Raw genomic sequence first — 25,055 nt, forward strand, 5'->3', positions numbered from 1 at the left:
AGAGTCTCACACTATGAGCATAGGAACGTCACCTTCACGCGTGTATGTGCGACCGCACGCAGTGCATGAAATCGGCTCTACCCGCAGATCAAGTTTGCCATGGCACGCAGGGCAACGCATGAGGTTTGCGACCCAGCTTTCCTCGCTCTGGCTTTTCTTTTCCGACGCCACCTGCGCCCCCTCTTTCCCGGAATCACGCGTGGTGCTCCCGTCTGGTAGTCCCCGTTCATTCCGAACCGCGGCGAGGGCCAGATCGCGCATGCGTTCCATGGTCGCCTCGTTGGCAGCCTCCACATTGAGCCGCACGAGCGGCTCAGTTCCCGACGCGCGCACCGATAGCCACCAGCGTTCGCTCGGGTCATGGGAATCGTCCCAGTGGGTAAGCGTCACGCCGTCAAGATCATCGCGACTCGCACCCCGCTCGACACACAGCGTTGCGACGCGTTCAAGCACGTCGGTCACTGGCTCTGTGACCCGTGAGTTGATCTCACCGCTTACCGCGTACGGAGCGTAGCGCTCGAGAAGGGCACTCAAGGGCACCTCTCCCGCCCGTTCAAGTGCGCGCAAAACGTGCAGCGCCGCGAGCATTCCCGAATCAGCAAAGAAAAAGTCGCGGAAGTAATAGTGCGCAGAGTGCTCGCCGCCGAAAATCGCCTCGCGCTCCGCCATCACCTGCTTGATGATCGAATGCCCCACCTTTGTGCGCACATACTCGCCACCAGCCGCCTCAACAACCTCACGGACCGCACGGCTCGAGACGGCATTACCAATCACCACGGGGCGTGAGTGAGCGTCGGACCGTGCCCGGGCGATTTCGCCTTCGGCAATCATCGCGGTGAGCGCGGATGGCGGCACGATCTCGCCTCGCTCGTTCACAACGATGCAGCGATCTGCATCGCCGTCGAACGCGAGACCGAGATCCGCGCCGCTCTCACGCACCGCCGCTTGCAGGTCCCAAAGGTTCTTCGGCTCCAGGGGGTTCGCTTCGTGATTCGGGAACGTACCGTCGAGATCAAAAAAGAGCGGGATGATCTCAAGCGAAGGAAGATGAGAGGCGAGTGCCGGGACCGTGTGTCCGGCCATCGCGTTTGCCGCGTCCACCACAACTTTGAGCCTGCGCGTGCCCTCGAGCGGGACGAGCCGGAGCATCGTCGCGATATAGTCCTCAAGCGTATCTAGTGATTCGAGTCTCCCACCCTCGCGCACGGGAATGCTTCCTTTGGCAAGGTAAGCGCGCGCACCGTCACGCACGTCAAGAAGCCCGTTGGCGCGCCCCACGGGTTTCGCGTGAGCAAAGCACATTTTAATGCCGTTGTCGCACGCCGGGTTGTGGGAGGCAGTGATCTGCGCACCCGCTGCGGCAAAGAGCCCACTCGCACAGTAGAGCTGATCGGTCGAACTGAGCCCCGCATACGCGACGGTAGAGCCTCGCCTTACCGCACCGCGCGCGAATGCGTCCGCGAGATCGGGGCTCGAGATCCGCATATCGTGCGCAACGATAATGTCGCCCGCATCGAGGTAGTCAGCGAAGGCCGCGCCGAGGGCTCCCGCAACCTCCGGGGTAAGAGTCTCGTAGGCGACGCCACGAATGTCGTAGCTACCGACGATCTTGTCGAGAATCGCCGCAGCGGATCGCTCTCTCTCAGCGTTCATCGCTCTCGTCCCTCACGAGCGTGAGGCGCCGGCGCCCTGGGGAATGAGGGGCCGACGCTTGCTCACGTTCATCGGTCCCCACATTCTGGTAACTCGCTTTGGCGTCAGATTCATCGGCGAGTGCACGCGCAAGCGCGAGCACGTCATCCTCCGGTTCGAGCGGGGCAGGGGCCACCACAACCGTCCACCCTCTCGGGGCCGTAAACGCTGCGGCGTGCTGTGCGCACAGGTCGTAGGTGTGAGGCTCGCTCTCGCGTGAAAGCGGGCCGATGACCGCGGTCGAATCCGCGTACACAAACGTGAGGGTTGCGACGGCTGGCTGAGAACATGAGGACTTTGAGCATGAACGGGCAGACACGGCCACCATCTTACGGCGCAATCACCCACGAACCACACGACGCGGCCGCCCGCGTAGGCTAATGGCATGCCTTTCACACGAAAAGCCGGACCGCGCAGGCGAGATCGGCACGGACGCGGGCTGCGAAGCGATCTCATCCCTTCGCATCTTCCAGGGTTCATGACGCCGAGCGACCACTTCGATGCGCTCGTCGCTGAAGCGATGGGGCCCCTGTATGCACGTTTCTCGAAGCTCGAATTCCTCCAGGTCCTCATCGAGGAGGTGCCTCTCGACACGGGCGCACTCGATGCGCCGCCACTAGGGCGATATTTTCCCGGCGACCGTCGGGCACGCCCACGGATCGTCCTTTACCGGCGCGCGATCGAATCGCGCGCGAGAAATCGCGATGAGCTCGCGGAACTCGTGTATGTCGTCGTCCTCGAGAACGTTGCGGTGGCCCTCGGAAAACGGGTTGAGGACGTCGATCCCTGGGCTGAGTAAGGCGCGAGTGCGCCTAGTGCTCCACGCGCACGGTCATTCCCGTCGCGCGCGCAGCGTTGGCGATAAGCGGGAGAGTCGTCACGAGGGTGCCGCCATCATCTGCCGCGATCGCCTGTGACCATGACCCGCGGTAGAGACCGCCGTCCTGAGAAACGACGATCACGCCGGCAATCGATGAGGGATCCTCGGCCAGGTCGCTTGCCGCTAAGGTCAGGGAATGCCCCGCCTCGAGCTCGTGTGCTGCACCCGTTCCTATTGAGCCATCGCGCTTGATGACGGCGACGCTCAGTTGCGCGCCGCTCTCACTTTCGAGGGTAAGGGTGCCACCCGCAGCACCGCGTCCAAGGGCAAGAATCGACGCTGAGTCGATGCCTTCCCCGGGGGTGTACGTCGCAAAATCCTCCGGAAGTCCCACCGTATCGCCCTGGCGGGCGCCGCTCGCCACCCGGGAGTTCACGGTTCCCACAACGGACGATCGTGCGCTCACAACGATCGTGTAGGTGCCACTGTCGAGGCCCTCAAGCGCGGTATCGATGCTCGCTCCCTGGCCCGGGTCCTTCACCTCCCACTCTTTCATCAGGGCGCCTTTCGAATCGAAGGCGCGGGCCGTGGCAATCGAGTCCTCGGCACGCACTGATGCGGGGTCGCCCGGCGCTCCTCCTCGCGCAGTACGCGCGAGCGCAAGGTGAGCGGAACCACCATCGCGCACCGCAACTCCCGGGAACACGAGCGTACTTTCCGGAGTGCTCGGTTGAACGTGCTCGGTGCCCATGGGCACGAGACCGTCGCGTCTCACGAGCTCGGCACTCATCGCGAGTGCGGTTCCGTGAACTTCAACATCGAGTGCCACGGTTTCGCGCTCGTCAACGAGCGTCGCAAGCGGAACTCGAATGGTCTCACCTGGGCCCACGACAATGTCGGACCCCTGTGTAGCCGGTTCAACCCCATTTTCTGAAAAAGCCGTCACGCGAGCGCGAGATGCGCGGCTGCCAGGGTTGATCAGGACGAGAGCGTCTGAGGTGCCCGCGCGCGTCGTGAGTCCCGCAAACGACGCCGCCGTTGTCGCCCTCGCGCAGCGCGAGAGTGCAAAGCCGCGGTAGTCTCCACTCCCCGTCACGTGCGCCTGAGTTGCATCCACAACGGGCTCGGCTCCGTCTGCGGTGCTCGCGGTCACGACACTCGAGTTTTCGAGAGTCTCGAGGCTGTACACGGCATTGAGCAGCGCACTCGTTGCCGGATCAACCTCGGTCGCGTGTCCCTCGGCATCAAGGCGAGCAATTCGAGGGGCAGCATCCTTGCCGCCGGCGTCAGACGGACCGGGCTCGAAGCTGGTCTGTGAACTCTGTTCAACCCCGTAGAGGGCATTGGAGGTGGGATCGAGGGCGATCGCACTCATTGACACCGTTGACGCGGGCGCGCCGCCAGCGAAGTCGGCATCTCCAGCGCTCTCACCCGCTTGGCGCGCGTCGATCGGCCCCTGGCAGGCCCGAACGGCCCGTGTAGAGGTCGACGTCGCGGTCGCGAGGCTCGCTTTGGTCAAGGTTTTTTCGGGAACAACAATCACGACGCTTGCGACCAGGACGAGGATGGCGCAGACCACGAGCGCAGCGAGGGGTGCCCGTGAGTTTTCGCGATTACCAGTCATCGTTTCTCCTCGCTTCGGTTGCGTCTTGGAACCGCAGCGAGCGCACAGATGATGAGACCTATGACGGTCACAATTCCCGCACCGAACTGCAAATCGTCTCGGTACGACACCTCGAGGTGGCCGTGTTCTCCCGCGGGAACGATAAAGCCCTGCTTCCAGGTGTCGAGAATCGTGGGCCTGAGCTCTTCGCCGTCGAGTGTCGCCCTCCAGTGTGGATCGCTGCGCACGGCGAGTGCGAGCTCACGCTCCGTGTTAGAGGCGTCAACCGTGCCGGTCACGCGGGTTCGTTCGGCGTTAAGGGGGGTGACCTCCCCGTTCGCACCCGAGGCGGCCGTGAGGTGCGCGCGAGGGCTCGCGCCCGCTACTCGCCACAGACCGCCCACGTCACTCGACGTCACGAAGTCAAGCTGCGGGGCAGCGGCAAGCGCATCGTAAAGGCGAGTTTGCGCGCCCGGCTCCCCCATGACAACAACGTACCCGATGGCGAAATCGGCGAGATCCACCTTGGCCTCGGCTCCGATTTCCGAACCGAGCGCGCTCGCGACGGCCTGGGCGAGGGCATCCTCAGCTGCATCGGATGGTTGGCCACGTTCCGCTGCTCGAGCCCGCGCAGTTTCATACGCCGCGGAGGAGTCGTCGACACTCATATGCGCGCCATTCACAAGATTCGCCCGCACCTCACCGTGTGAATCCTCATGCAGCACCAACGTGCGTGTGCGCTCAGTTCCCGCGGACGAATCTACGGCGACCGCAGGAATTTCGCTACTGGCACGGCGTTCAACCTCGAGTGCACCGCTCCCTTTCGCGGTCCAGAGCCCAGCAGACGCCACGAGCGCCACAAGACACAGCCCTTGCACCGCAAATGCCGCGATTTTCTGCGCACCGTTAGCGGGCGCGTGGGAGCTTCTGGCTATTGCGTCCCCCACGCAAATGAGCCCAACGATTGCCGCACCGCTTGCCACCATGTGCGCCGCACCAGGGTAGGCGGTGTGGGGGTTGGAGCCCTCAAAGCCCACTACCGTGCGCTGTGAAACCCACGCGAGAGCCACGGCACCGGCAAGCGCAAGCCCGCTTATCCGACCGGTGAGGCCCGCCGTGTGGCGTAGGAATCCGGATACGACGGTCGCGGCCACGGAAATCACCGCAGGCATGAACAACAGGCCCAGTGTCCACCAGCTCGATCCCGCGCCGAGTATCTGCGCGACTGGGTCAGCGGGCGTCGGCGTGAGGGCGAGAAGGCGCATGACCCCCGGGGCTTCAAACGCGAGCGGCATACCCGCGTTCGCGAGAAGAGTCTCAGGCCGGGCGAGGTAGTCCGGCAGCGTGCCGAGGTGAAGGAAAAGTGTCGGGAGCGCCACCCACCACAAGCGTTTGCGACGCCCGGGGACAAACGGCGCCACGGCTGCCGTGCCAAGGAAAAAGAGAACGGCAAGAGCCGGCTGCACGAGCGAGACGATGGCGACCATGAACCCCGCCATTGCGGCAGCGGGGATGCTCGCTTGCGAAACCTTATGCGGGAGCCCCACGGCTCGCGCGAAGAAAAGCGCGGCCAGGGGAACGGCAACGCCGAGAAGCATAAGGGGCCAGCGTCCCTCGAGCACGGCGCATACAAAAGCGGGAGAAAGCACCCACGCGAGAGTCGCGATGATGCGCACCACGATGCTTCGCGTCACGGTACCGCTTGCGCACCACGCCGCTATCGCACTCAACGCAATGCCCGTGAGAAGAATCCAGGCACTCACGCTCGCGCCGCTCACGGGGATAAGCGCCGTCACTCGCGCGAGAAGATCCGCCGGCCCCTCAGCGCCAAGGCCGCCGGGAAGCCACGCCGATGTCACGATGTCCCAGTTATCATGCGCGTTCGACGCGAGAGGGAGGTAGTGGGCGCCCCCTAAAGTGCCCTCTCCAATGAGAGGGCGTACCGCGAAGAGCCCACCGACGAGGGACGCGAGGGCGACGATGACCGTCCAGGCCGTGTGCCGACCATAATCAGCATCGTCGAGACCATGGCGCGTTCCTGCGATGCCCCAGCTCGTCCGGCGAATCATGCGAGTACGCTCATCGTCAGCAAACATGGAGGTCCACCATGCGTCGAGTCGCTCACGCATCGCCACCTTGCGTGGCATGTAAAGAGCGCTCATCCGCCTGCGCGACATGCGAGCTCTGCTCGCCACCTTCCGGGAGCGCAGCAGGACCCCGGGGGCCTTCGCAAAAACCCTGAGGAACGCAAGAAACTCGTGCTTCACCGCATGCGCATCGTGGCGCGTGACCGCACGCGCCATGCGCGCGAGGGTGACCAGGGGCAGGGCGATAAGAGTCAAAAGCGCCAGCGGAAGGGAGCGGAACTTCACGAGCGAAAGGACCTGCGAAGACCGGTACCGGAAATCCTGCGGACGCGTACGGATATCGTGCGGGATACGGGTGGAGGCGGATGGCACGACCTTGACGCGCTCGCCGGCGCGCCACACCCGCTGGGAGAGGTCGATGTCGTCCCACGGTGCCGTAAGGGCAGGATCCAAGCCACGAAGCTTATCGAACGTGCGAGCCCTCACAAGCAGGCCCGGAGCCGTGACCGCGAGGACCTCGCTGCGCCAGTCAGTTTGTCCCTGGTCAATCTCGCCCGGATCCACACTCGTGAGGAGCCTATGTGAGTGCGTGAGAGAAAGGCCCAGATCCACGAGGCGCGAGGCGGGACGATCGAGGTCGTCTAACGCAAGATGCTTGGTGCCAACAAGGCCCACCGTTGGATCCTGTTCGAGGGCGTCTTCGAGCTCCTCGAGACACGTTGCGCTTGGGACCGCAGCGCCGTCAAGGATCCACAGCCATGACTCGCCATCACCGCTGCGCTTGCGCCGGCGACCAGCTCCACTCGAGCCGTGGCGTTCGCGAGTGTCCTCCCTCAGCCGTTCAGGGACGAGCGCTGTGTGGGTCGCAGTTCTTTCTTCGCGCCGTTCCTCGCGGTCGAGATTGATGTCTCTCGCTCGTCGCCCAAGCGTTCCACTCGTGAGGTACGCTCGCTTCTCCCAGTCGAGATCACGGGCCGAATGCACCGTTGGCTCGGCCTCACCGGAAACAGAGAGGGATTCCGACGCCTGCTCGGCTACCGTCGGACTTTCCTCCTCGTGCTGTGCCCGCCCACCAAACGCGGGGTTCAGAAGAGTGAAATTACGCGGCGCATTCTCATTTTCGCCCTCGGCCTGCGTTGGCGCTGAGGTCTCCTGCCCACGCGCAGCTTGAGTGTCGCTAGCGTGCCGGCGCTCCGGCAACTCGGTTCGGGGGCGATCCCGCCGGGCCGCCTTTGCTTCTTCAACGGCGCTTGCGAGATCCTCGACAATCGTGTCGCGACGCGCGTGAGCCGGGTAAACGCGTAGCAGGTCGAGGAGTCCCTCGTCGCGCGCCGCCTCGAGACCGTCTCGCAGCTCTTTGGTGGCCGATTCCCCAACGGCGGTGAGCACGCACGCGGGACGGACTGATTGGGTGCGCACCGACTCGAGGGTGCGTTTGACATCCTCGATTCCGTGGGTAGCGGAAACGAGGATGAGAGCGGCAACGTCCCGTTCGGTCACCGGGCACAACCGCCGATCAGCAAAGAAAAGCTAGAGCGCACGCTTCTTGAGCTTGCGGCGCTCGCGCTCCGAAAGGCCGCCCCAAATACCAAATCGTTCATCATTCGCGAGAGCGTACTCGAGGCACTCGGCACGCACCTCACACGAGACGCAGACCTTCTTTGCCTCGCGAGTCGAGCCGCCCTTCTCCGGGAAGAACGCCTCCGGGTCGGTTTGGGCGCACAGAGCGCGCTCTTGCCACGAGCCCTCGCCCTCGCCCTCGGGGAGCAGCGAGGAGAACTCGACCAGAGTGAGCTCGCGGCGAGCATCATCCTCAAATGCCTGGAGGGTCATGAGGGTCCTTTCGAAATTACTAACGATGCCGTTGCTGCCGATGCTGGGTGCGTGCCACTCAAGCAGCGCTAGAGTTGACGCGTGCGCACTCGGCGTTAGCACTAAACTACACCGATGTAACTTAGGCGCGTCAAGCCGCTTGAGAGAATCTTGAGGGTTATGATCGTTCACTTTAAGGCGCTGCGAGCGAAGAAACCCAGCGACGCTATCACCGCCTGACACCCTGACCTGCAAAGGAACCTCACATGCCCGCACGCCATCTCCCCGGGGACGAACCGTTCTTCCGCGAATGGAAGGAGCATCACGGGCCGTATACTCGCTCACGCTCACGAGCAAAAATTTTCGCTCGAGCGATCGGTCTCGACACTTCGCCAAGCGTTCCCGTCATCGGGGTTGTCGGGTCAAAGGGCAAGGGGTCGGCGGTCGCCGCCACTACCCAGTACCTCATGACGCTCGGGTACACCGTGGGCACGATCTCCTCTCCCCCGTTCCTCACGAACCGCGAACGCATACGGCTCAACGCCAAGCCGCTTCCGGAAAGCGACTACAACACGCTTGCCTCGCGCGTGTCACACGCGCTCACCCTCATGCCTCCCGTGGAGGACACCGGAGGCTACCTCGCCCCTACGGGGCTCTTCACACTCGCGGGAGCCGACTACCTCCTTCGCCGCGGCGTCGACACTCTCGTCATCGAAGAAGGGCTCGGAGGGGCAACCGACGAAATCTCGCAGTTTCGTCTCGACACTCTCGTCGTCACCCCCGTGTTCCTCGAACACGAAGGTGTCATCGGTGACACCGTCGACGCGATCGCTCGGAACCTTGTTGGCGCGGGCGATGAGCGCACCCGAGAGGTGGTGTTCCCCGAGACTCTCTGCCGCGAGGCCCGCGAAGCCATCGACCAGCTTCTCCCAAACGCCACTCGCCACGAGGTATCCGCGCCGAAGGACCTCGGTTTCGGTCCTCTCACCTCCATGAACGTCGCAACGGGATACGCTGCGGCCTCCGTCACCCACGCGGCACTGCAGAACCTGCTCCCCTCCCCCATTCAGCACGAAGAGGCCTTCCGCCTCTCCGGCACACTGCACCTTCCCGGCCGCTCCTCCCTCGTACACGCTCACGGGACCCGATGGCTTCTCGATGCGGCTATCTCCCGCGAAGGCGTCGCCTCCGCTCTTGAGAATGCGCGCAGCACGGGCCAATTCGACGACGCCCACACCCTCGTGTGCATGCCGGATATCAAAGACATTGCAAGCATTCTCGACCTCCTCGAGAAGGACCGCACGATCCTTGCGACAACGCACGAGGACCACCTGTTCTTCGAAAACTACCCCTCGGACTGGGAAACCTTGCCGCTCGACCAAGCACTCGCCACTATGAAGAGCCGAGCCACGAGCGTCATCGCCCTAGGGACCATGAGCTTTGCGGCCGAAATGGCGGCCTATCTCGAACTCGACACAGAACACTGGATCTCCCCGGGTAGCGAAGCCTGCCCAGACAAGGCGACGAAATGAGTGCTCTCCTTCAATCCCTCGATCGCATGGGCACCACCCCCGCCCTCGTGAGCTATGCCGAGGACGGCCGCACCGAACTCTCCGGCCGCGTCCTTGCCAACTGGATCATCAAATCGATCAACTTCTTCGCGAACGAACTGCTCGTGGACCAAGGCTTCACGCTCGTCCTCGACCTTCCCCCGCACTTTAAGCGCAGCGTTCTCCAGATTGCGGCGTGGCACCTCGGTGCGACCGTCTCCATCGCGGGCGTGGACGACCTCCCCGAGCACATCGATGTTCTCGCCACGTCACACCCCGACACGGCGCTCGCAGAGCGCGCCGAGGACGTCCTCGTCCTCGAAGCTCGCGCGCTGTCCCTCGCGTTCCCGGGCGAGATTCCCCCTCTCGCCCTTGACTGGGTCCAAGCCGTGCGAGCGGCAGGAGACGATCTCGAGGTTCCCCTCGGGGCCTTCACGGGGCCCTCACCTACGCCACGGCCCGAGTGGGGTTCCGCGCGAAGGGTGGGACTCGACGATATCGATCTCCAGGAGGCTGCCGAGGCACTCGCGGCATGGGAGGAAGGGCGTACGATCGTCGCGCCCTATGCGAAGCTCGATGCCGCCATACGCGCAGCCGAGGGCCTCGAAAGCTCCTCCGAGGCTTAGGCGCTTGCGCGCAGAGTTTCCACGCCTTCGGTGGGATCGCCGTCGAAAATCACGCGCCCCTTTTCGAGGACCACGATGCGCGTACACAACTCGGTGAGCATGTCGAGCTCGTGCGAAACAATCACCATCGTCTTGCCGCTCTCCTGCATCTCACGAATCCTCGCGAGACACTTCCTCTGGAAGGGCTCGTCGCCCACCGCCAGAATCTCGTCAACGAGGAAAATATCGGGATCCGTGTGCACTGCGACTGCGAAGGCCAAGCGCAGAAACATTCCTGAGCTGTAGTACTTCACATCCGTGTCGATGAATTGCTCGATCTCACTGAACGCGACGATGTCATCGAAACACGCGTCGATCTCGCTTTTCGACATCCCAAGAATCGCACCATTGAGATACACATTCTCGCGACCCGACAGATCCGGGTGGAAGCCCGCCCCCACCTCGATCAAACCGGCAACCTTGCCACGCACACTCACGCGACCGCTATCGGGGAAAAGCACACCCGAAATCGTCTTCAGGAGCGTGGACTTGCCCGAACCGTTAAACCCGATCAGCCCGACGGTCTCCCCCGCACGCACCGTCACGTCGACACCGTCGAGTGCCATGAACGTGTCACGGAGCTTCTTCCCCTTGAGGGCCGAAAACACGAGCTCTTTCAATGCCCTCGTGTGCCGCAGGGAGAACTCCTTGGCAACGTTTTCGATCCTCACCATCTCACGGGGCGAGTCAGCAACTCTCATCACAGCTCCTGCGCAAATTTCCGCTTTGAGCGCTCAAACACGAACGTTCCCATCGCAAAGACCGCAACCGCGATCAGGAGCCCCGCCCACCAAAGCTCCGCGGCTTCAGCGCCAGCAGCAACCGTCGGCGCCGACGCCCCCGATTCGTCGAGCGCATGCGCCATCGGGCGCCAAAACGCTCCGTGGAAACACTCCACGACGATCGTGATCGGATTGAGCCTATAAAGCGTCCACCAGATGCTTCCTCCAATGGCCTCCTTCACCATTGCGAGTGCGTACAGCACGGGCGAGGTCCACGTCGCCACCATGATGATGAGATCGACGAAGTTCTCAACATCGCGGAAAGCCGCATTGAGGGCCGCCGCGAGCATGCCGAGCCCCACCGTAAAGACGAGCAGAATCAGCATGCCGATGAGGAACCACCAGCCTTCGGCAATGCTCGGCCGCCACCCGAAAAGGCCGGCCCCCACCATGAGGACGAGCACTTGAGGCACGAAGTGCACGAGCGCCACGAGCGCACTCGCCCACGGGAAAAGCTCAGAGGGGAGGTAAATTTTCGACACGAGCGGTGCATTCGACGCGATCGAGCGCGTGCAGTTCCCGAACACCTCGCTGAAGAGGTTGATCACGATGATGCCGGAAAACAAATACGCCGCGTACGCGGGTAGCGAACGATTGAGCTGGAGGAACACACCGAGCGCGAGATAAAAGACCGCAAACTGCACCGCGGGCTTCGCGTAGCTCCACGCCATCCCAAGCACGCTACCGCGATAGCGCACCCGTAGTTCCTTCCTCACGAGAAGCTTGAGAAGAAACCGCTCGTAGAAGGGGTTGAGCCACCCCTTATCGCTTCCCGGGATACGCCAACCTTCAGTCTTCTCCGCACGCGTCAAAGACGGAATACTCACGCGCTTTTGCCCTCGCGTTCCGATGCGGGATTTGCCGCGAAAGTACGCTCCCACGACTCAAAGGACGTGAGTTCATGCGCCGCCCCACGGTACTGCTCGCGCAGCGTATTCCACTTCGCAAAGAGCTCAGCGTGCGTGCGCACAGCTTCCGCGAGAAGTTCGCGTGCCTGCTTCGGGTCTCGCTTGTACCAGGCGAGCTGAGTACCCTCGGCGTTCGACACGAGCGCACTGTCGTAATGCGACAGGCGCCACCAGCGAGCATCCTGATGCGCAATCGCTTCCTGCGGGTGCTCACGCGAAAGTTCGCTCGGTTTCGACAAGGTCTGCTTCGCGAGCTGCTTGATCGTCCACGCCGGCATGAGGAGTCGTCGAGGCTGGCTAAAGCCCCGACCTTTGCGTGGCGGCTTGTTCGTGCGCACGTCAGGGTAGTCGTCGACATCCTTCTTCTGCACGGCATCGTCGAACTGAGCGGCAAGGGCTCGGATCTCCGGAAGGGTCGTCCCGATCGTCTCGTGAAGATGCTCAGGACCTGCAAGAACATCACGCTGAGCCATCAGGCGGCCCGTTTGGGTGTAGTACTGCATGGAAATCACATGCTTGATGTCCATGAAGTGCGATTCCTTCACGAGCCTGCCACCGCGCTCATAGGGCGAATGCAAAAGCGCCGTGATGAGCCTGTTGCGCTCGTGGAAGAACGCCTGCCACCCCACAAGATCGTCCTTATCCCCCCACGCCACGTGCCATACTCCAGCGCCGGGAAGAGACACGGTCGAGTATCCGGCGTTCTTCGCCCGCAGGCCGTATTCGGCGTCATCCCATTTGATGAATACCGGAAGAGACAGGCCGATCTCGCGCACGACCTCGGTGGGGATGAGGCACATCCACCAACCGTTGTAGTCGACATCGACCCGACGGTGCAGCCAAGGCGTCGCCCTCAGCGGATGCGACGCAAGGTCGTAGCTGAGGGACATCTCCTGATGCGGAAGCGCCGGCTGGATGCGCCACCGATCAACGATCTCTCCGAACGTGTGGAGGGACGTGCGATTGTTGAGATCAAACATGTGCGCACCCACGATCGTGGGCTTCGTCGCGAAGTCGGCGAAGGTCACGAGACGCTCAAGGGAGACGGGTTCGATCACAATATCGTCATCGCAATTGACGACGTAGGTCGATTCGTGCGCGACGCTGGCTTCATACATCCCGCGCGAGAAACCACCTGAACCGCCGATATTCCCCTGCTCAATGATCCGAAGCTTGCCGCCCATTGCCGACTCGAGCTCGGCGAGTTCATCGGCGTGATCGCGAAGGCGGTCGCTTCCCTGATCGACGATGAACATCGTGTCGAGAAGTTCGAGCAAACGCGGTGAACCCGCGATCGTGCGAATGTTCTCGAAACAGTAACTGACTTTGTTCATGGTCGTCATCGCGATCGAGAACGATCCGCGCACGTGCGCGAGAGACTCGGGAGCCGAGTACGCAGCGCCGCGTACCTCAAGATCTTCCGCACCCGCATAGGCGTCGAACCAGTACCAGCCGCCGTCGCCGAACGCCGTGAGCGGAAGGACGAAGGTCGATGTTTCCTCACCCGAAACGGCCCTCGAGGCCACGCGCTGCGAGCGCCCCTTCGCGTTGGAGCGGTGCACAACAATCGTCCCTTCGCCGCTGGTCACGACCGTAAGTGTCACCTCACGCACAGGGGTCCAGCGGCGCCAGTACGAAGCCGGGAACGCGTTGAAATAGGTACCAAACGAGCGCATGCGCCCCGCCGGGATCGTCAGCCCCGTCCGGGAATAGGCATCAGCACTCGCCTCAGCGTTCGCTGGCGACGACACGCTCGCGAGAGTTTCCGCAAATCCGCCCGGCGATCCCCCTGCCACTTCGACTGGGGTGACGTGAGCCTGCGACTCAACATACAGCGGCATCGTTTCGGGGCTCGCGCCGAGCGGCATGACGAGCCTGTGGAGTTCGCGGTGCCCTTCGGGCAGGTTCAACGTGTCGTTCATTGTGCTCTTTTCACTCATCGGGGTCACGGGGGATGCGCACAACTAGCGGCGCAAAAGGTCCTCAAGTTTGTTGTCGGCCATCGAGAGCGCGGCACCGATCGCCATGTGCATGTCGAGGTACTGGTAGGTGCCGAGACGACCGCCGAAGAGGGTCGAGGGCTCAGCCTCAGCCCGCGCGCGGTATTCGAGGAGAGTCGAGCGGTCATCTGCGGAATTCACCGGGTAGTACGGTTCATCCTCGCGGCTCGCGAAGCGCGAGTACTCGCGCATGATAATCGTCTTGTCTTTCGCGTAGTCACGCTCGGGGTGGAAGTGGCGCGGCTCGATGATGCGCGTAAAGGGAACGGACTCATCGGCGTAGTTCATCACCGAAGTCCCCTGGAAATCGCCGGTCTCGAGGGTTTCGGACTCGAGATCGATCGTGCGCCACTTAAGGTCACCGAGTTCGTAGTCGAAGTAGCGATCGACGGGGCCCGTGTACACAACGGGAAGCTGACCGCGCACGTCCTTTTTATTGAACGGCTGCGACTCGTCGAAGTAGTCCACGCCGAGCTTAACCTCGATGTTCGGGTGGTCCGCCATATTTTCGAGCCAGGCCGTGTACCCGTTGGTGGGCAAGCCCTCGTACGTGTCGTTGAAGTAGCGATTGTCGTAGGTGTAGCGCACGGGAAGGCGCTTGATGATCGAAGCGGGCAAGTTCTTCGGATCCGTTTGCCACTGCTTGCCCGTGTAGTGCTTGATGAAAGCTTCATACAGCGGGCGCCCGATGAGCGAGATGCCCTTGTCGTTCAGGTTCTCCGGGTCCTGACCCGCGAACGCACCGGCCTGTTCAGCAATCAACGCACGGGCTTCGTCCGGTGTCATGGCTGCGTTGAAGAACTGGTTGATCGTGCCGAGGTTGATCGGCATGGGGTACACGATTCCTTTGTGGGTCGTGTACACACGGTGCACATAGTTGGTGAACGACGTGAACTCGTTCACGTACTCCCACACGCGCGTGTTGGATGTGTGGAAGAGGTGGGCGCCGTACTTGTGTACCTCGATGCCCGTCTCGGGATCGATCTCGCTGTAGGCGTTGCCGCCGATGTGCGGGCGGTTGTCGATCACGGTCACCTTTGCACCGTGTTCGCGTGCGGCGCGATCTGCGAGCGTCAGGCCGAAAAGGCCGGAGCCGACGATGAGGAGGTCGGGCGTACTCATGGGGTGTCTTTCCCTTCGAGGCTTGATGGGTCGCTCCCACAATAGCGGTCGCGCCCGTATAATCACGTCTACGCACCGCCCCCACGGCACTGGTTCGTCACATCACGTGGTACTGCGAGGGCAAAGGCTTCGCGCTACCGCATGAGGCCGCGTTCAATCACGCGCCAGTAGACTCGATCGCGCACCGCTGCCGGGATCGTGCGGTACACAGCGCGCCCGAAGAGATTCCGCACGGCCCTCGACACGCTCGTGGTCCCGCTCTTGAGCATCGCGAATTGCATACGTACGTCACTCACAAAGAGGGTGAGACCTCCGCGGCGCCGGTAGAGATTCGCGCTCACGCGATATTCCACGAGCACGTCGGGAACGTTCCCCATCCGTGCGCCCGAGCGGAGCATGCGGTGCCAAAGGTCGTAGTCCTCCATGAGGGGAACATCTCGATACCCGCCCGCTTTTTGCACAGCACTCACGCGCATGAGCACCGTGGGGTGATGGAACGGTGAGTGATCGCGCATGTAGCGTGCAATTTCTTCATGCGCGAGGGGACGGCGGCGAACGAGATCCTCGCCGTCCTCGCTCCGGCGGGGCCGCGATCGCTCATCGATCTCCCGCATGTAGGCCCCAACAATGTCAAGGTCTCCGTCGCGTAATGCCGAAAGCTGCACCGCAAACCGCTCGGGGCGGCTCACGTCATCAGCGTCGGCTCTCGCAACAAGGGCGCTCTCACAGTGCGCGAGTGCACTGTCGAGCGTCTGCGCAAGTCCGCAGTGCCGCTTATTTCGCACGACGCGAGCGCGCCCGTAATCACCATCGAGCACCTCGGAAACGACCTCTTCAAGCCCCTGTGGAAGTGGGCCGTCAATCGCGAGAAGCAAAAGCCCTGGTGCGATAGTTTGGTGAAGCGTAGCGGAGGCGAGCGCTTCGCGCGCATGGTCGGGATCGTCCCCCTTCCACAGCGGCATGAGGACCGTGAGATCAGTATCTACCTCAGGCTCACGATGCGGGCTCACGTGAGAGCCCTTCGCGAACGCTCGGCGCTATCAATCGACGCCTCAAGAGCACGGATCTCGGTCGCACTCATGGGGTCGGCAGCAAGAACCACGCTCGAGCGCCTGGGCGACGTGAAGAGACCTTCCCTCATGCCTTTCATCGCGACAGGGAGCACGTCTGCGCGAGTACGCACGAGGGTCTGCACCCAGCCGAGTGCGCTCTTACCGCCATAGAGCACCTTTTCGATCGGCGTGAATGACTCGGTCTTCGTGAGCGCCCACAGTCGATTGCGCACGTCAAAGTAGAAACGCGAACCGGGGTTTGTTTGGGCGTTAGAAAACTTCCGGGTACGGTGCTCGACCGTGCTTGAGGCGACAGCGAAACCGTGGGAGTCGCGTAAAAGACGGCCCGTGTATTCGAAGTCGTCGGACCAAATGAAGTAGTCGGCGATGGGGAGTCCGTGTTCCCACACATCCTCGGCGGCAATGAGCGCCGAGACAAAGCTCGCCGTGCGGATGGGGCGCGCCCCAAGCTGTGCGTAGCGATCGAGCTCGGCGTCACTCGTGCCGAGGCGTGTACGCGAGGAATTCATGGGGTGTGGTCTACCGTCGGTCCAGACCGCAAGCGAGCTGAGAACGCTTGCGTGAACATCGAGCTTGCACTCAACCTCGAGGAGCTTCTCGAGCGCATCGGGCGCTGGGACCGTGTCGTCGTCCATGATCCACAGGAAATCAGGACTGTGCTCAAGGAGCGCATGCGCCATGCCCGTACAAAAGCCACCGGCACCGCCCACGTTGCGATTGAGGTGAACCACGTCGGCGTCAATCGGGTGAGCGTCGGCGACGGCGCCGGAACGGTCCGTGCTCGCGTTGTCGACGATCACCACACCGTCGAGGGGTCTCGTTTGGGAATGGAGAGCATCGAGACACTCCCCAAGTAGCTCCGCGCGGTTGTAGGTCACCACTACCGCCACGACTCGACGCGTATCCTCTTCTGCCTCACTCTCACTGGGCACGAAACGCTCGGCAATCGGAATTGCATGATCGGGGCCGCTCGGCATTCCCTGCGCACGCACCCAACTCACGGTCTCGCGCAGAGACTCTTCGAGTGAGGGGCGCTCAGGAAGAAGCACCTCCAATTTTTCCCGTGAAAGCTCGGCGCTCGGGCGCGCGTCAAGCGCGAATCTTTCGAGCCGGCGCGGAAGCTCGAGTCCGCTCGCGCGCACTGCTTCACCTGCGCGTCCCGCGCGCGCCATCAGGCGTCTGCCCGGCAGGGAAAGCGCAAACGGCGCAGTTTTCGCGATGGAACGCACGAGGGCGCGCAGCTCATGGTCATCGAGGCGCGGAGAGTCGGCGACGTTGAGGACGTACGGCTCTCCGGTAGGCGGGTTCAGTTCGAGGGCGGCACGGGCGGCTCGTGCAAGTGTTCCGACGCTTGCCAGGGGGCGCGCGATCACCGTAGGCGTAAGCGAGACCATCCCCGAATTCACGAGCGAGGCAATCACCCGCGAAACCCGTGCGTGAGATCCAGGGCCAAAAAGCTCGGCAGCGCGTAAAACTACCAGGCGTCGGCCTTCGCCCGCACTCGCCCACTGTCCGTACAACCGTTCCGCTTCCGCAAACGCGCGCCCCTCCGCTGTGGTGGGGGCGGGCGAGACCGTTTCGTCCGCGCTCACCTCCCCCGTGTCACCGTAGACGACACCGCTAGAGACGAACACGAGCGTGCGCACCCCTTCGCTCGCCGCTGCGGCGATGAGTGAGCGCGCCCCGCCCACGAGAATCGAATTGAGCGTGCGCACACTGACGCTGGAAGGGTCGGGCACACCGGCAGCATTGACGACCGTGTCGCAGCCGCGAAGCGCGCCGCGCAGGGCCCTTTCGTCACGGATGTCGAGAGTGGTGTGGCAACCGTGTTCATGCGAAGGCCGAATATCCGCGGTCGAAACATTCCACCCGTGCGTGCGGAGCTCGCGGGCAATATGAGAACCCGCGAAACCTGCACCACCGAGAACGAGGGTGTCCACCGGTCCATTCGGTTGGCTTTTTCCTGACACGTTGTCTCCTCGCTTCACCACCGCGCTTGCCGCGAAAGTCTAGGCCCGATTTTACGGGGGAGCAGGCTCAAGCCTCGCGCGTACACGCCATTTTCTCGTCGCAAATATGCCTCACCTCGAGCCCGCCTCTGGGGTTTCTGCACTGAGCGGTGTGTACTGTGGGAGCGCGCCAAAGCGCGACTAACCGCACTCTCCGGATGAGAAAAGGTCAACACGATGACGGGTGACTTCCCACGTGACGGCGGCCACGGCCGCCCGCGCCCCGGCCATTCGCGCGCCCGAGCAGGCGGATCGGCCCGCCCCCTCGCGCGGCCACACGCCCCAAGGAAGCGCGACTCGTACGCTGAGCAGGCGTCGGCTCCGGAGACTCCCACCCGCCAGATGTCGCCGGTCCGCACCCAGGGGCGCCCGGGGGCTGTGAAGATGGATTCGCGTCCTCGCGCGAATGACGGACGGAATGGGCAAGGACCGCCCGCGCCTGCCTCAACCGGCCAGGCCTTCCCCCCGCCCCGGCGCAAAAAAGGCTTTTCCCGAAAACGCACTTTCCGTCTCGCCCGCACAATCGTGCTCTTCGTCGTCGTGATTGCGCTCGCGTGGCCCGTGGGACTCGGGCTATGGGCAAATTCGAAAATCGCGCACACGGACGCGCTCTCTGGAGCGGCCGATACGCCAGGCGAAACCTACCTTCTTGCAGGAGCCGACATCGAACAGGGCGGCGCCCAGCGCACCGACACCCTCATGCTGCTGCACAAGGCACCAAACGGGAAGCAGTACCTCGTTTCCATTCCACGCGACACACTTGCCGAGATTCCCGAGCACGGAACGCACAAAATCAACGCCGCCTACTCGATGGGTGGCGCCCCCCTTCTCGTCAGAACCGTTGAGAAGCTCACGGGGCTCACGATCGATCATTTTGTCGTGATCGGCTTCTCCGGAGTAGAGGATGTCGTCAATGCAATCGGCACAGTGAACCTCTGCATCGACCGCGATGTCGATGACGTGCGTTCGGGCCTCAAGATGACCAAAGGCTGCCACGACGTGGGCAGTGAGCAAGCCCTCGCGTTCGTACGCGCCCGCTATTTCGATCCCACAGCCGACATAGGCAGGCAGCAGCGCCAGCAGCAGTTCGTCAGCGCTCTGATGAAAAAGGCATCTTCACCTGGCGTCCTGCTCAATCCCCTCACCCAGGTGAATCTCGCAAGCGCGGGAACGAAAGCCCTCGTGACCGATCACGACACCGGCCTCATTGACCTCGCAAGTGCCGCCCTGGTCATGCGTGCAGCCCCCAACTCTGGAGGTGTTCTCGCAATGCCTATCGAGGACCCGAATTTCAAGACGAAGCACTCCGGGGTCGCGATCAAAGTTAACGACGAGGACGTGCGCGCGTTCTTCTCATCGATCGCCGACGGCTCGGCCGAATCGAAGCCCGAAGGCTAGAGACCGCCGCACGAAGCGACGCTCACGCGCTCTACTTAAAGAGAAGGTCCGTGACGATGTTGATCGCGTTCAGCAACGGCTGCCCCTTCGATTTCGAATAATCCGTGTAGAGAATGTGAACCGGATATTCGGCGTACGTGAGATCGTTGCGGCCAATTTCCGAGACGATTTCCGAGGCGTGCGCCATACGGTTTTGCTCGATTGAGATGGATTCGCACGCGTGGCGGCTGAGCACGCGAAGACCGTTGTGAGTATCGGTGAGGTGGACGCCGCTCGTGATGTTTGTGAAGACGATCGCCATCCGCAGCACGATGCGCTTGAGAAGTCCGGGTTTCGTGCGGCTATCGAGGAATCGTGAGCCGAGCACACAGTCAACCTTCTCCGCATTCATCTTCTCGATCATCGCCGCCGCATCGCTCACCTGGTGTTGCCCATCGGCGTCGAACGTCACGATTTGTTGCATCGAAGGGTCCCGAAGCGCGTAGTCGATACCGGTCTTGATCGCCGCTCCCTGCCCCATGTTGTAGGGGTGCCGCACGACAACCGCACCCGCAGCTTCGGCCTCGACCGCCGAGGCATCGTGCGATCCATCGTCAACGCACACCACGAGGGGATAGGTTTCGCGCAGGTCTGAGACGATGTCACCAATAACCTCTGCCTCGTTATAGAGAGGAATCACGAACCACGTGGTGTCGGCTTCTGGGCCTAACGTCATGAGAAAGTCCTTGCGAAAATCGACGGGGCTGCGAGAGTCGCTATGCGGGCGAGGCGATCTCATCCTTGGAAAGGATACTCTAGTCGAGTAGGCGAGAATTATTGCTCGCACCTGCGACCGCGACGGAATCCTACACTTATCTCGTCGCCTTAGACGCTCCACCAGTCGAGATGCGTTTTCGATCTTCGTTTCACCTACCGAGGCTAACGACGAATGAGATACTGGCGTCCTGACCGCCGATTTTGCCACGGTTACCGCATCTCGCACTCGACGCACGCTCGCGACCGATCTTAGAATTCACCACAACAGCAAGAAAGTAACAATCAGGAGGCCTTGGTGAGACCACACGACGCCCTCGCAACAGTCTTGGCTTCACCGGTGGGTGTAGTGGTCGAGAATCGCACCCTCATTATTCAAATTCTCCTTATCCTCGGCATCATCTCAATTACCGCATGGCTTTTTATCAAGAGAGGGGCGAGGCAGCTCGCCATTAGGCGCCTCATCATTCTTGCCTTCATGTCATTTGCCGTGCTGGCCGTGATCTTCCCGACCTCCGTCACGACCGTCGCTCGGTTTGTGGGAGTTGGTCGAGGCACCGACCTGCTTCTTTACGCCACTGTCGTGGTTCTTCTCGGCTTAATCGCATTGCAAGAAGCCCGTACAAAGACCGCTGAGAAACGCACCACCAAGCTCGCACGCAAAGTCGCAGTTGCCGAGGCCGAATCACCCGAGGCCTACCGCAACCACGCGCTTACGTCGTCGAAGAACACTTGAGTGATCTGCGTGTTTCTTTGAGAATGCTCCCCCAGCAGCCTTGCGAAGAAACAAAGATGTGAACGCCCCTCACCCACACCGCTATCGTGTTCGGGCGAACTTCAGGCTTCCCGGGACTCCCGCAGCCTCGCACCTTTTTCATACGCGAGATCGCGCAGTTCGGTTTGATACGTCACCATTTTTTCACGGATCTCGCGCGCCATATCCGAATCTCCGGAGCCCAGAATCCGAGCGGCGAGCAAGCCGGCATTGGCAGCGCCACCGATCGACACGGTTGCGACGGGCACCCCCTTGGGCATTTGCACGATCGACAGGAGGGAATCCATGCCGTCGAGATGGCGCAGAGGCACCGGGACACCGATGACGGGGAGAGGTGTGAGCGCGGCGAGCATCCCGGGGAGGTGGGCGGCCCCGCCTGCGCCGGCAATGATCACGCGGAGACCGCGCTCGTGCGCCGAGCGTCCGTACTGGACCATGTCTTCGGGCATGCGGTGGGCGCTCACGACCTCGACCTCGCATGCGATGCCGAAATGGGCGAGCTGTTCTTCGGCGTCTTTCATCACGGGGTAGTCCGAATCGGACCCCATGACGATACCGACCAGGGGCTTCTTACTCATGTGTCATTCCTTCGATTCGTCGCCGGTCACGATGGTGTGCGCCGCGGCGCGAGCACGACGCTCGGTCTGTTCGAGGTCCGTGCCGAGGGCCGTGACGTGACCGAGTTTGCGGCCTTGACGCACGCTTTTGCCGTACAGGTGAACCTTGATTGCGGCGTCGTGCGCGAGCGCCTCGCGCGCTCCCTCGGCGAGGTTCTCGCGCGTGTCACCGAGGGTATTGACCATGACGGTCCACGGGGAGGTTGGCGTGGTGTCACCGAGCGGGAGATCCGCGACAGCGCGAAGGTGCTGCTCGAACTGGCTAGTGACGCACCCGTCCATACTCCAGTGACCCGTGTTGTGGGGACGCATCGCCAGCTCGTTCACGGCGATGCGCCCATCCGGGTATTCGAAGAGCTCAACGGCGAGCATTCCCACCACGCCGAGGTCGTTCGCGATTTTCGCGGCAAGGTCACGGGCGCGCGTGGAGGCTTCGACAGAGAGTCCAGGTGCGGGCGCGCTCACGCGGAAGCACACGCCGTCTTTTTGCTCGGATTCGGTCACGGGATACGAGGCGATCTCTCCGCCGGGGCGCCTCGCGACCTGTGCTGAAAGTTCACGCACGAAGGGAACCCGTTCCTCGGCAAGCAGCGGCTCGCCTCGCTTGAGCCAGTCCCGCGCATCCTCAATGGCGCGAACCCGCCTCACCCCGTGGCCGTCGTAGCCGCCGCGCGCGGTCTTCAGGATGAGGTCTCCCCCGCTCTTGCGGAGGGCGGTTTCGAGGTCAGCTTCAGTTTCGACCCGCCACCATGCGGGGCACGGATGTCCAAGTTCAGTGAGCCGCGCGCGCATCGCAAGCTTGTCCTGGGCATACACGAGGGCCTCCGGGCCGGGCCTCACCGCAACCCCCTCGTGCTCGAGGGCGTGGAGGAGACCGGTGGGGACGTGCTCGTGGTCGAAGGTGACGACGTCGACGCTCCGCGCAAATGCCGTGACCGCTTCGGGGTCATCGTGATGCCCGAGCATCACGTGTGGGCTCACGCGCGCCGCCGATTCATCCGGGGAGGTCGCGAGGACGTGGAGTTCAAGGTCAAGCTCGATCGCGACGGGAATCATCATGCGTGCGAGCTGGCCACCGCCGATGACGCCGATGCGCGGTCGCCGCACAGTTTTCTTCTCGGTCGTGCTGGGCTGAGTGGGGGCGTGTTGGGTACTCACGCGGCTAGTGTAGTGCGCCGCTCTCGCCTGTGTCTTCGACGCGCGGAACACTCACGGCGCCGGTGGCCAATGCCTCAGGCGTAGTTGCCGCTGAGGCTGCGGCTTCTCGCTGGTGCCGCTCCGCGCGCCGCTTTTCGCGTCGCGCAACAAGCCCGTGGGGTTTGGCTGGGGCCGACGGTTGCTGGCCCTCCGCGTTTCCGAGCTCGGGATCCTCGGGTGCGGGCGCCGTCGACAGGAAGATGCCAAAGCGCGCGGGGCGTTCGTCGATGAGCTCGAGTCGACCGCCGTCGTCTTCCACGAGGGTGCGAGCGAGGGCAAGCCCCACGCCGGTCCCGCTCGAGCCCTTACCGGAAACGGAACGTTCGAAAATTCGCTGACCGAGCGAGGGATCAATCCCCTCGCCTTCGTCGGAAACCTCGATCACGGTGGATTGCTCATTGCGGCGAACCTTGACGCGCGTAGTACCCCCGCCGTGGGCAAGGGAGTTCTCGATGAGCGTGGCAATGACCTGCGTAAGCGGCCCATGCGATGCCCACACGGCAGCAGCGTGCGGCACCTGGATCCGCAGTTCTCGTTCCGCGCCGCGGAAGGCATGTTTCCATTCCTCGGCTTGCTGCACGAGCACCTGCCGAAGGTCGACCACGCCGGGGGTGCGGCGCTGTGAGGCGCGAGGCGCGTTGATGAGGTCATGGACGACCTGAGTGAGGCGGTCCACCTGCTCGAGTGACACGCGCGCTTCCTCACGTACCCACTCCTCCGAACTCGTCGCGAGGATCTCGTCGAGTCGCATGGAAAGCGCGGTGAGGGGTGTGCGCAATTGGTGGGAGGCGTCAGAGGCGAGCGCAGATTCCGCTTCGAGCCTCTCTGTGAGCATGGCACCCGAACGCGTGAGTTCAACCGCGACAGTGTCGATTTCTGCGATCCCGCTCGGCTTCCACTCTGATCGGCTCCTGCCGCTCCCGAGCTCCTCGGCTCGTCGTGTCAAACGGACGAGGGGTGCCGAGAGTCTTTGCGCTTGCCACAGCGCGACCGATACGCCGATCGCGATCGCGCTGATCGCGGCCACGAGGATAAGCACCCATGCACTTGCGGTGTGGGCGCGCACGTCGGATTGGGGGATTCGCACGGTGACGATCTGACCGTTAACCCCTTGCGCTGACTGCTGCAGGGCATCAGGCCCGGCATCTTCGCCCGCTTCGAGCTCAGCGTTTTGGTAGTTCACCGCGATCTGGACGTCGAGGTTGACGACTTGGTCCACGGTTTCTTGGAGCATCGTCTCATCGATCGGAAGTCCTTCGTTGAGCCGGTGGTCGGTCTCCGAAATGACGTCTTGGAGCAACGTGCCGGCTTGCGCCGAGAGATTGTCACGCACGGCTGTAAGCCACGCCGCGCCAAGGGGAATGCCGAGCAGGAGGACCGCGAGGAGCACGGTCATGAGGGTCGCCTGCAGAACTCGAAGCTGCATCGTTCGCGCCTACTGCGCCCTAGTGGGCGTCGGTGTCTTCGAAGCGAAAGCCCACGCCACGTACGGTCGTGATGCGCCTTGGGCTCGTCGCGTCATCACCGAGCTTGCGGCGCAGCCACGAGATGTGCATGTCGAGCGTTTTCGTGGAACCCCACCATTCGGCACCCCAGACCTCACGCATGAGATCGTCACGCGTGACAACGCTGCCTGCCTCACGCATGAGTACGGCGAGGAGATCAAATTCCTTCGCACTGAGCGAGAGCTCCTCGTCGTCGACGTACACGCGGCGCGCCGAAGGGTCGAGGCTTACGCCGTTGATGTCGTACGTGCTTGCGCTCGTGTCTTCAACAACCTGAGTGCGACGCAAAAGAGCCCTAATGCGGGCTTGAAGTTCTCCAAGGCGGAACGGCTTAGTCACGTAATCGTCGGCGCCTGCATCGAGGCCCACGACTGCGTCGACCTCGTCGGCACGTGCCGTGAGGATCAATACGGGAGCCTCGAGGCCTCCCTTGCGCAGCCTCCTACACACTTCGAGGCCGTCGATATCGGGGAGGCCAAGATCGAGGATCACGAAATCGATGTGGCCTTCGGTGGCGGCAATCGTCAGCGCGTCGATCCCTCGCGACGCTCTCACAACGGAATAGCCTTCGCGATCGAGGGCGCGCGAGAGAGGCTCTGCGATCGCCGAATCGTCTTCAACGAGAAGTAGTCGTGTCACGAAGTCATCCTTACCAAAATGCGTGTGCTCCCGCTGTGAAAAGCGAGA

Annotated in this window: 21 protein-coding genes; 5 read left to right on the forward strand and 16 right to left on the reverse strand. The window is 62.7% G+C overall.

The window, feature by feature from the left end; translation table 11 throughout:
* Positions 1–6: 6 nt before the first annotated feature.
* Together D8M36_RS02820 and D8M36_RS02825 are read right to left on the reverse strand one after the other, a co-directional pair.
* Positions 7–1,653 (reverse strand): phosphomannomutase/phosphoglucomutase, encoded by a 1,647-nt coding sequence (locus D8M36_RS02820; RefSeq protein ID WP_126846532.1) that lies wholly within the window; start codon positions 1,651–1,653, stop codon positions 7–9.
* Entirely contained in the window at positions 1,643–2,011 is a 369-nt protein-coding gene (locus D8M36_RS02825; protein ID WP_446717762.1) for a DUF3499 domain-containing protein, read from the reverse strand. The genes D8M36_RS02820 and D8M36_RS02825 overlap by 11 nt, the downstream gene beginning before the upstream one ends.
* Before the next feature lie 66 nt (positions 2,012–2,077).
* On the opposite strand from D8M36_RS02825, the gene D8M36_RS02830 reads away from it, so the two are divergent.
* Positions 2,078–2,491 carry a metallopeptidase family protein gene (locus D8M36_RS02830; protein WP_126846534.1) on the forward strand — a complete coding sequence of 138 codons (414 nt, stop codon included), beginning with the start codon at positions 2,078–2,080 and terminating at the stop codon, positions 2,489–2,491.
* A 13-nt stretch (positions 2,492–2,504) separates the two neighbouring features.
* Here the strand turns inward: D8M36_RS02830 and D8M36_RS02835 are convergent, their stop codons facing one another.
* The 3 genes from D8M36_RS02835 to D8M36_RS02845 are packed head-to-tail and all read right to left on the reverse strand — an operon-like array spanning position 2,505 to position 8,035.
* On the reverse strand, positions 2,505–4,136 hold the full coding sequence (locus tag D8M36_RS02835) for a DUF5719 family protein (protein WP_126846536.1): 1,632 nt from the start codon (positions 4,134–4,136) through the stop codon (positions 2,505–2,507).
* The gene (locus D8M36_RS02840; RefSeq protein WP_161970190.1) at positions 4,133–7,702 is read right to left on the reverse strand and encodes a glycosyltransferase; all 3,570 of its coding nucleotides are present in this window, start codon (positions 7,700–7,702) and stop codon (positions 4,133–4,135) included. The genes D8M36_RS02835 and D8M36_RS02840 overlap by 4 nt, the downstream gene beginning before the upstream one ends.
* A 30-nt stretch (positions 7,703–7,732) precedes the next feature.
* Positions 7,733–8,035, reverse strand: a complete 303-nt coding sequence (locus D8M36_RS02845) for a WhiB family transcriptional regulator (RefSeq protein ID WP_074299046.1) — start codon at positions 8,033–8,035, stop codon at positions 7,733–7,735.
* A gap of 245 nt (positions 8,036–8,280) precedes the next feature.
* Here D8M36_RS02845 and D8M36_RS02850 point away from each other — a divergent pair, with 245 nt between their 5' ends.
* Positions 8,281–9,546, forward strand: a complete 1,266-nt coding sequence (locus tag D8M36_RS02850) for a hypothetical protein (protein ID WP_126846538.1) — start codon at positions 8,281–8,283, stop codon at positions 9,544–9,546.
* On the forward strand, positions 9,543–10,190 hold the full coding sequence (locus tag D8M36_RS02855; RefSeq protein WP_126846540.1) for a TIGR03089 family protein: 648 nt from the start codon (positions 9,543–9,545) through the stop codon (positions 10,188–10,190). Before D8M36_RS02850 ends, D8M36_RS02855 begins: the two co-directional genes overlap by 4 nt.
* Here the strand turns inward: D8M36_RS02855 and D8M36_RS02860 are convergent.
* The 6 genes from D8M36_RS02860 to D8M36_RS02885 form a co-directional block, all read right to left on the reverse strand.
* Positions 10,187–10,930, reverse strand: coding sequence for an ABC transporter ATP-binding protein (locus D8M36_RS02860; protein ID WP_126846542.1), 744 nt, complete (start codon positions 10,928–10,930; stop codon positions 10,187–10,189). The genes D8M36_RS02855 and D8M36_RS02860 overlap by 4 nt on opposite strands.
* Positions 10,930–11,838, reverse strand: a complete 909-nt coding sequence (locus D8M36_RS02865) for an ABC transporter permease (protein WP_126846544.1) — start codon at positions 11,836–11,838, stop codon at positions 10,930–10,932. The genes D8M36_RS02860 and D8M36_RS02865 overlap by 1 nt, the downstream gene beginning before the upstream one ends.
* The gene (locus D8M36_RS02870) at positions 11,835–13,841 is read right to left on the reverse strand and encodes a glycosyltransferase (RefSeq protein WP_238638353.1); all 2,007 of its coding nucleotides are present in this window, start codon (positions 13,839–13,841) and stop codon (positions 11,835–11,837) included. Before D8M36_RS02870 ends, D8M36_RS02865 begins: the two co-directional genes overlap by 4 nt.
* A 42-nt stretch (positions 13,842–13,883) precedes the next feature.
* The gene (gene glf, locus D8M36_RS02875) at positions 13,884–15,041 is read right to left on the reverse strand and encodes a UDP-galactopyranose mutase (protein ID WP_126846548.1); all 1,158 of its coding nucleotides are present in this window, start codon (positions 15,039–15,041) and stop codon (positions 13,884–13,886) included.
* A gap of 134 nt (positions 15,042–15,175) precedes the next feature.
* The gene (locus D8M36_RS02880; protein ID WP_126846549.1) at positions 15,176–16,051 is read right to left on the reverse strand and encodes a glycosyltransferase; all 876 of its coding nucleotides are present in this window, start codon (positions 16,049–16,051) and stop codon (positions 15,176–15,178) included.
* Positions 16,048–18,084, reverse strand: coding sequence for an NAD-dependent epimerase/dehydratase family protein (locus tag D8M36_RS02885; RefSeq protein ID WP_161970191.1), 2,037 nt, complete (start codon positions 18,082–18,084; stop codon positions 16,048–16,050). Before D8M36_RS02885 ends, D8M36_RS02880 begins: the two co-directional genes overlap by 4 nt.
* 564 nt (positions 18,085–18,648) lie before the next feature.
* Between D8M36_RS02885 and D8M36_RS02890 the strand changes: the two genes are divergently transcribed.
* A complete protein-coding gene (locus D8M36_RS02890) occupies positions 18,649–19,521 on the forward strand; it encodes an LCP family protein (protein WP_238638354.1) in 873 nt (290 codons plus the stop codon).
* Positions 19,522–19,552: 31 nt separating this feature from the next.
* Here D8M36_RS02890 and D8M36_RS02895 read toward each other — a convergent pair whose 3' ends face one another.
* On the reverse strand, positions 19,553–20,236 hold the full coding sequence (locus D8M36_RS02895; RefSeq protein ID WP_126846551.1) for a glycosyltransferase family 2 protein: 684 nt from the start codon (positions 20,234–20,236) through the stop codon (positions 19,553–19,555).
* A 336-nt stretch (positions 20,237–20,572) separates the two neighbouring features.
* Between D8M36_RS02895 and D8M36_RS02900 the strand changes: the two genes are divergently transcribed.
* A complete protein-coding gene (locus D8M36_RS02900; RefSeq protein ID WP_153246496.1) occupies positions 20,573–21,010 on the forward strand; it encodes a DUF2304 domain-containing protein in 438 nt (145 codons plus the stop codon).
* 101 nt (positions 21,011–21,111) lie between these two features.
* Here the strand turns inward: D8M36_RS02900 and purE are convergent, their stop codons facing one another.
* Genes purE through D8M36_RS02920 form a run of 4 tightly spaced genes read right to left on the reverse strand, consistent with a single transcriptional unit; the run spans position 21,112 to position 25,007 of the window.
* On the reverse strand, positions 21,112–21,627 hold the full coding sequence (purE, locus tag D8M36_RS02905; RefSeq protein ID WP_126846552.1) for a 5-(carboxyamino)imidazole ribonucleotide mutase: 516 nt from the start codon (positions 21,625–21,627) through the stop codon (positions 21,112–21,114).
* A 3-nt stretch (positions 21,628–21,630) separates the two neighbouring features.
* Entirely contained in the window at positions 21,631–22,824 is a 1,194-nt protein-coding gene (locus D8M36_RS02910; RefSeq protein WP_174233094.1) for a 5-(carboxyamino)imidazole ribonucleotide synthase, read from the reverse strand.
* A 4-nt stretch (positions 22,825–22,828) separates the two neighbouring features.
* Positions 22,829–24,289: a sensor histidine kinase gene (locus tag D8M36_RS02915; RefSeq protein ID WP_065248140.1), complete on the reverse strand. Its 1,461-nt coding sequence runs from the start codon at positions 24,287–24,289 to the stop codon at positions 22,829–22,831.
* A gap of 19 nt (positions 24,290–24,308) precedes the next feature.
* The gene (locus D8M36_RS02920) at positions 24,309–25,007 is read right to left on the reverse strand and encodes a response regulator transcription factor (RefSeq protein WP_065248141.1); all 699 of its coding nucleotides are present in this window, start codon (positions 25,005–25,007) and stop codon (positions 24,309–24,311) included.
* Positions 25,008–25,055 lie beyond the last annotated feature (48 nt).

It is taken from the genome of Dermabacter sp. HSID17554 (assembly GCF_003989295.1).
Classification (GTDB): Bacteria; Actinomycetota; Actinomycetes; order Actinomycetales; family Dermabacteraceae; genus Dermabacter; species Dermabacter vaginalis.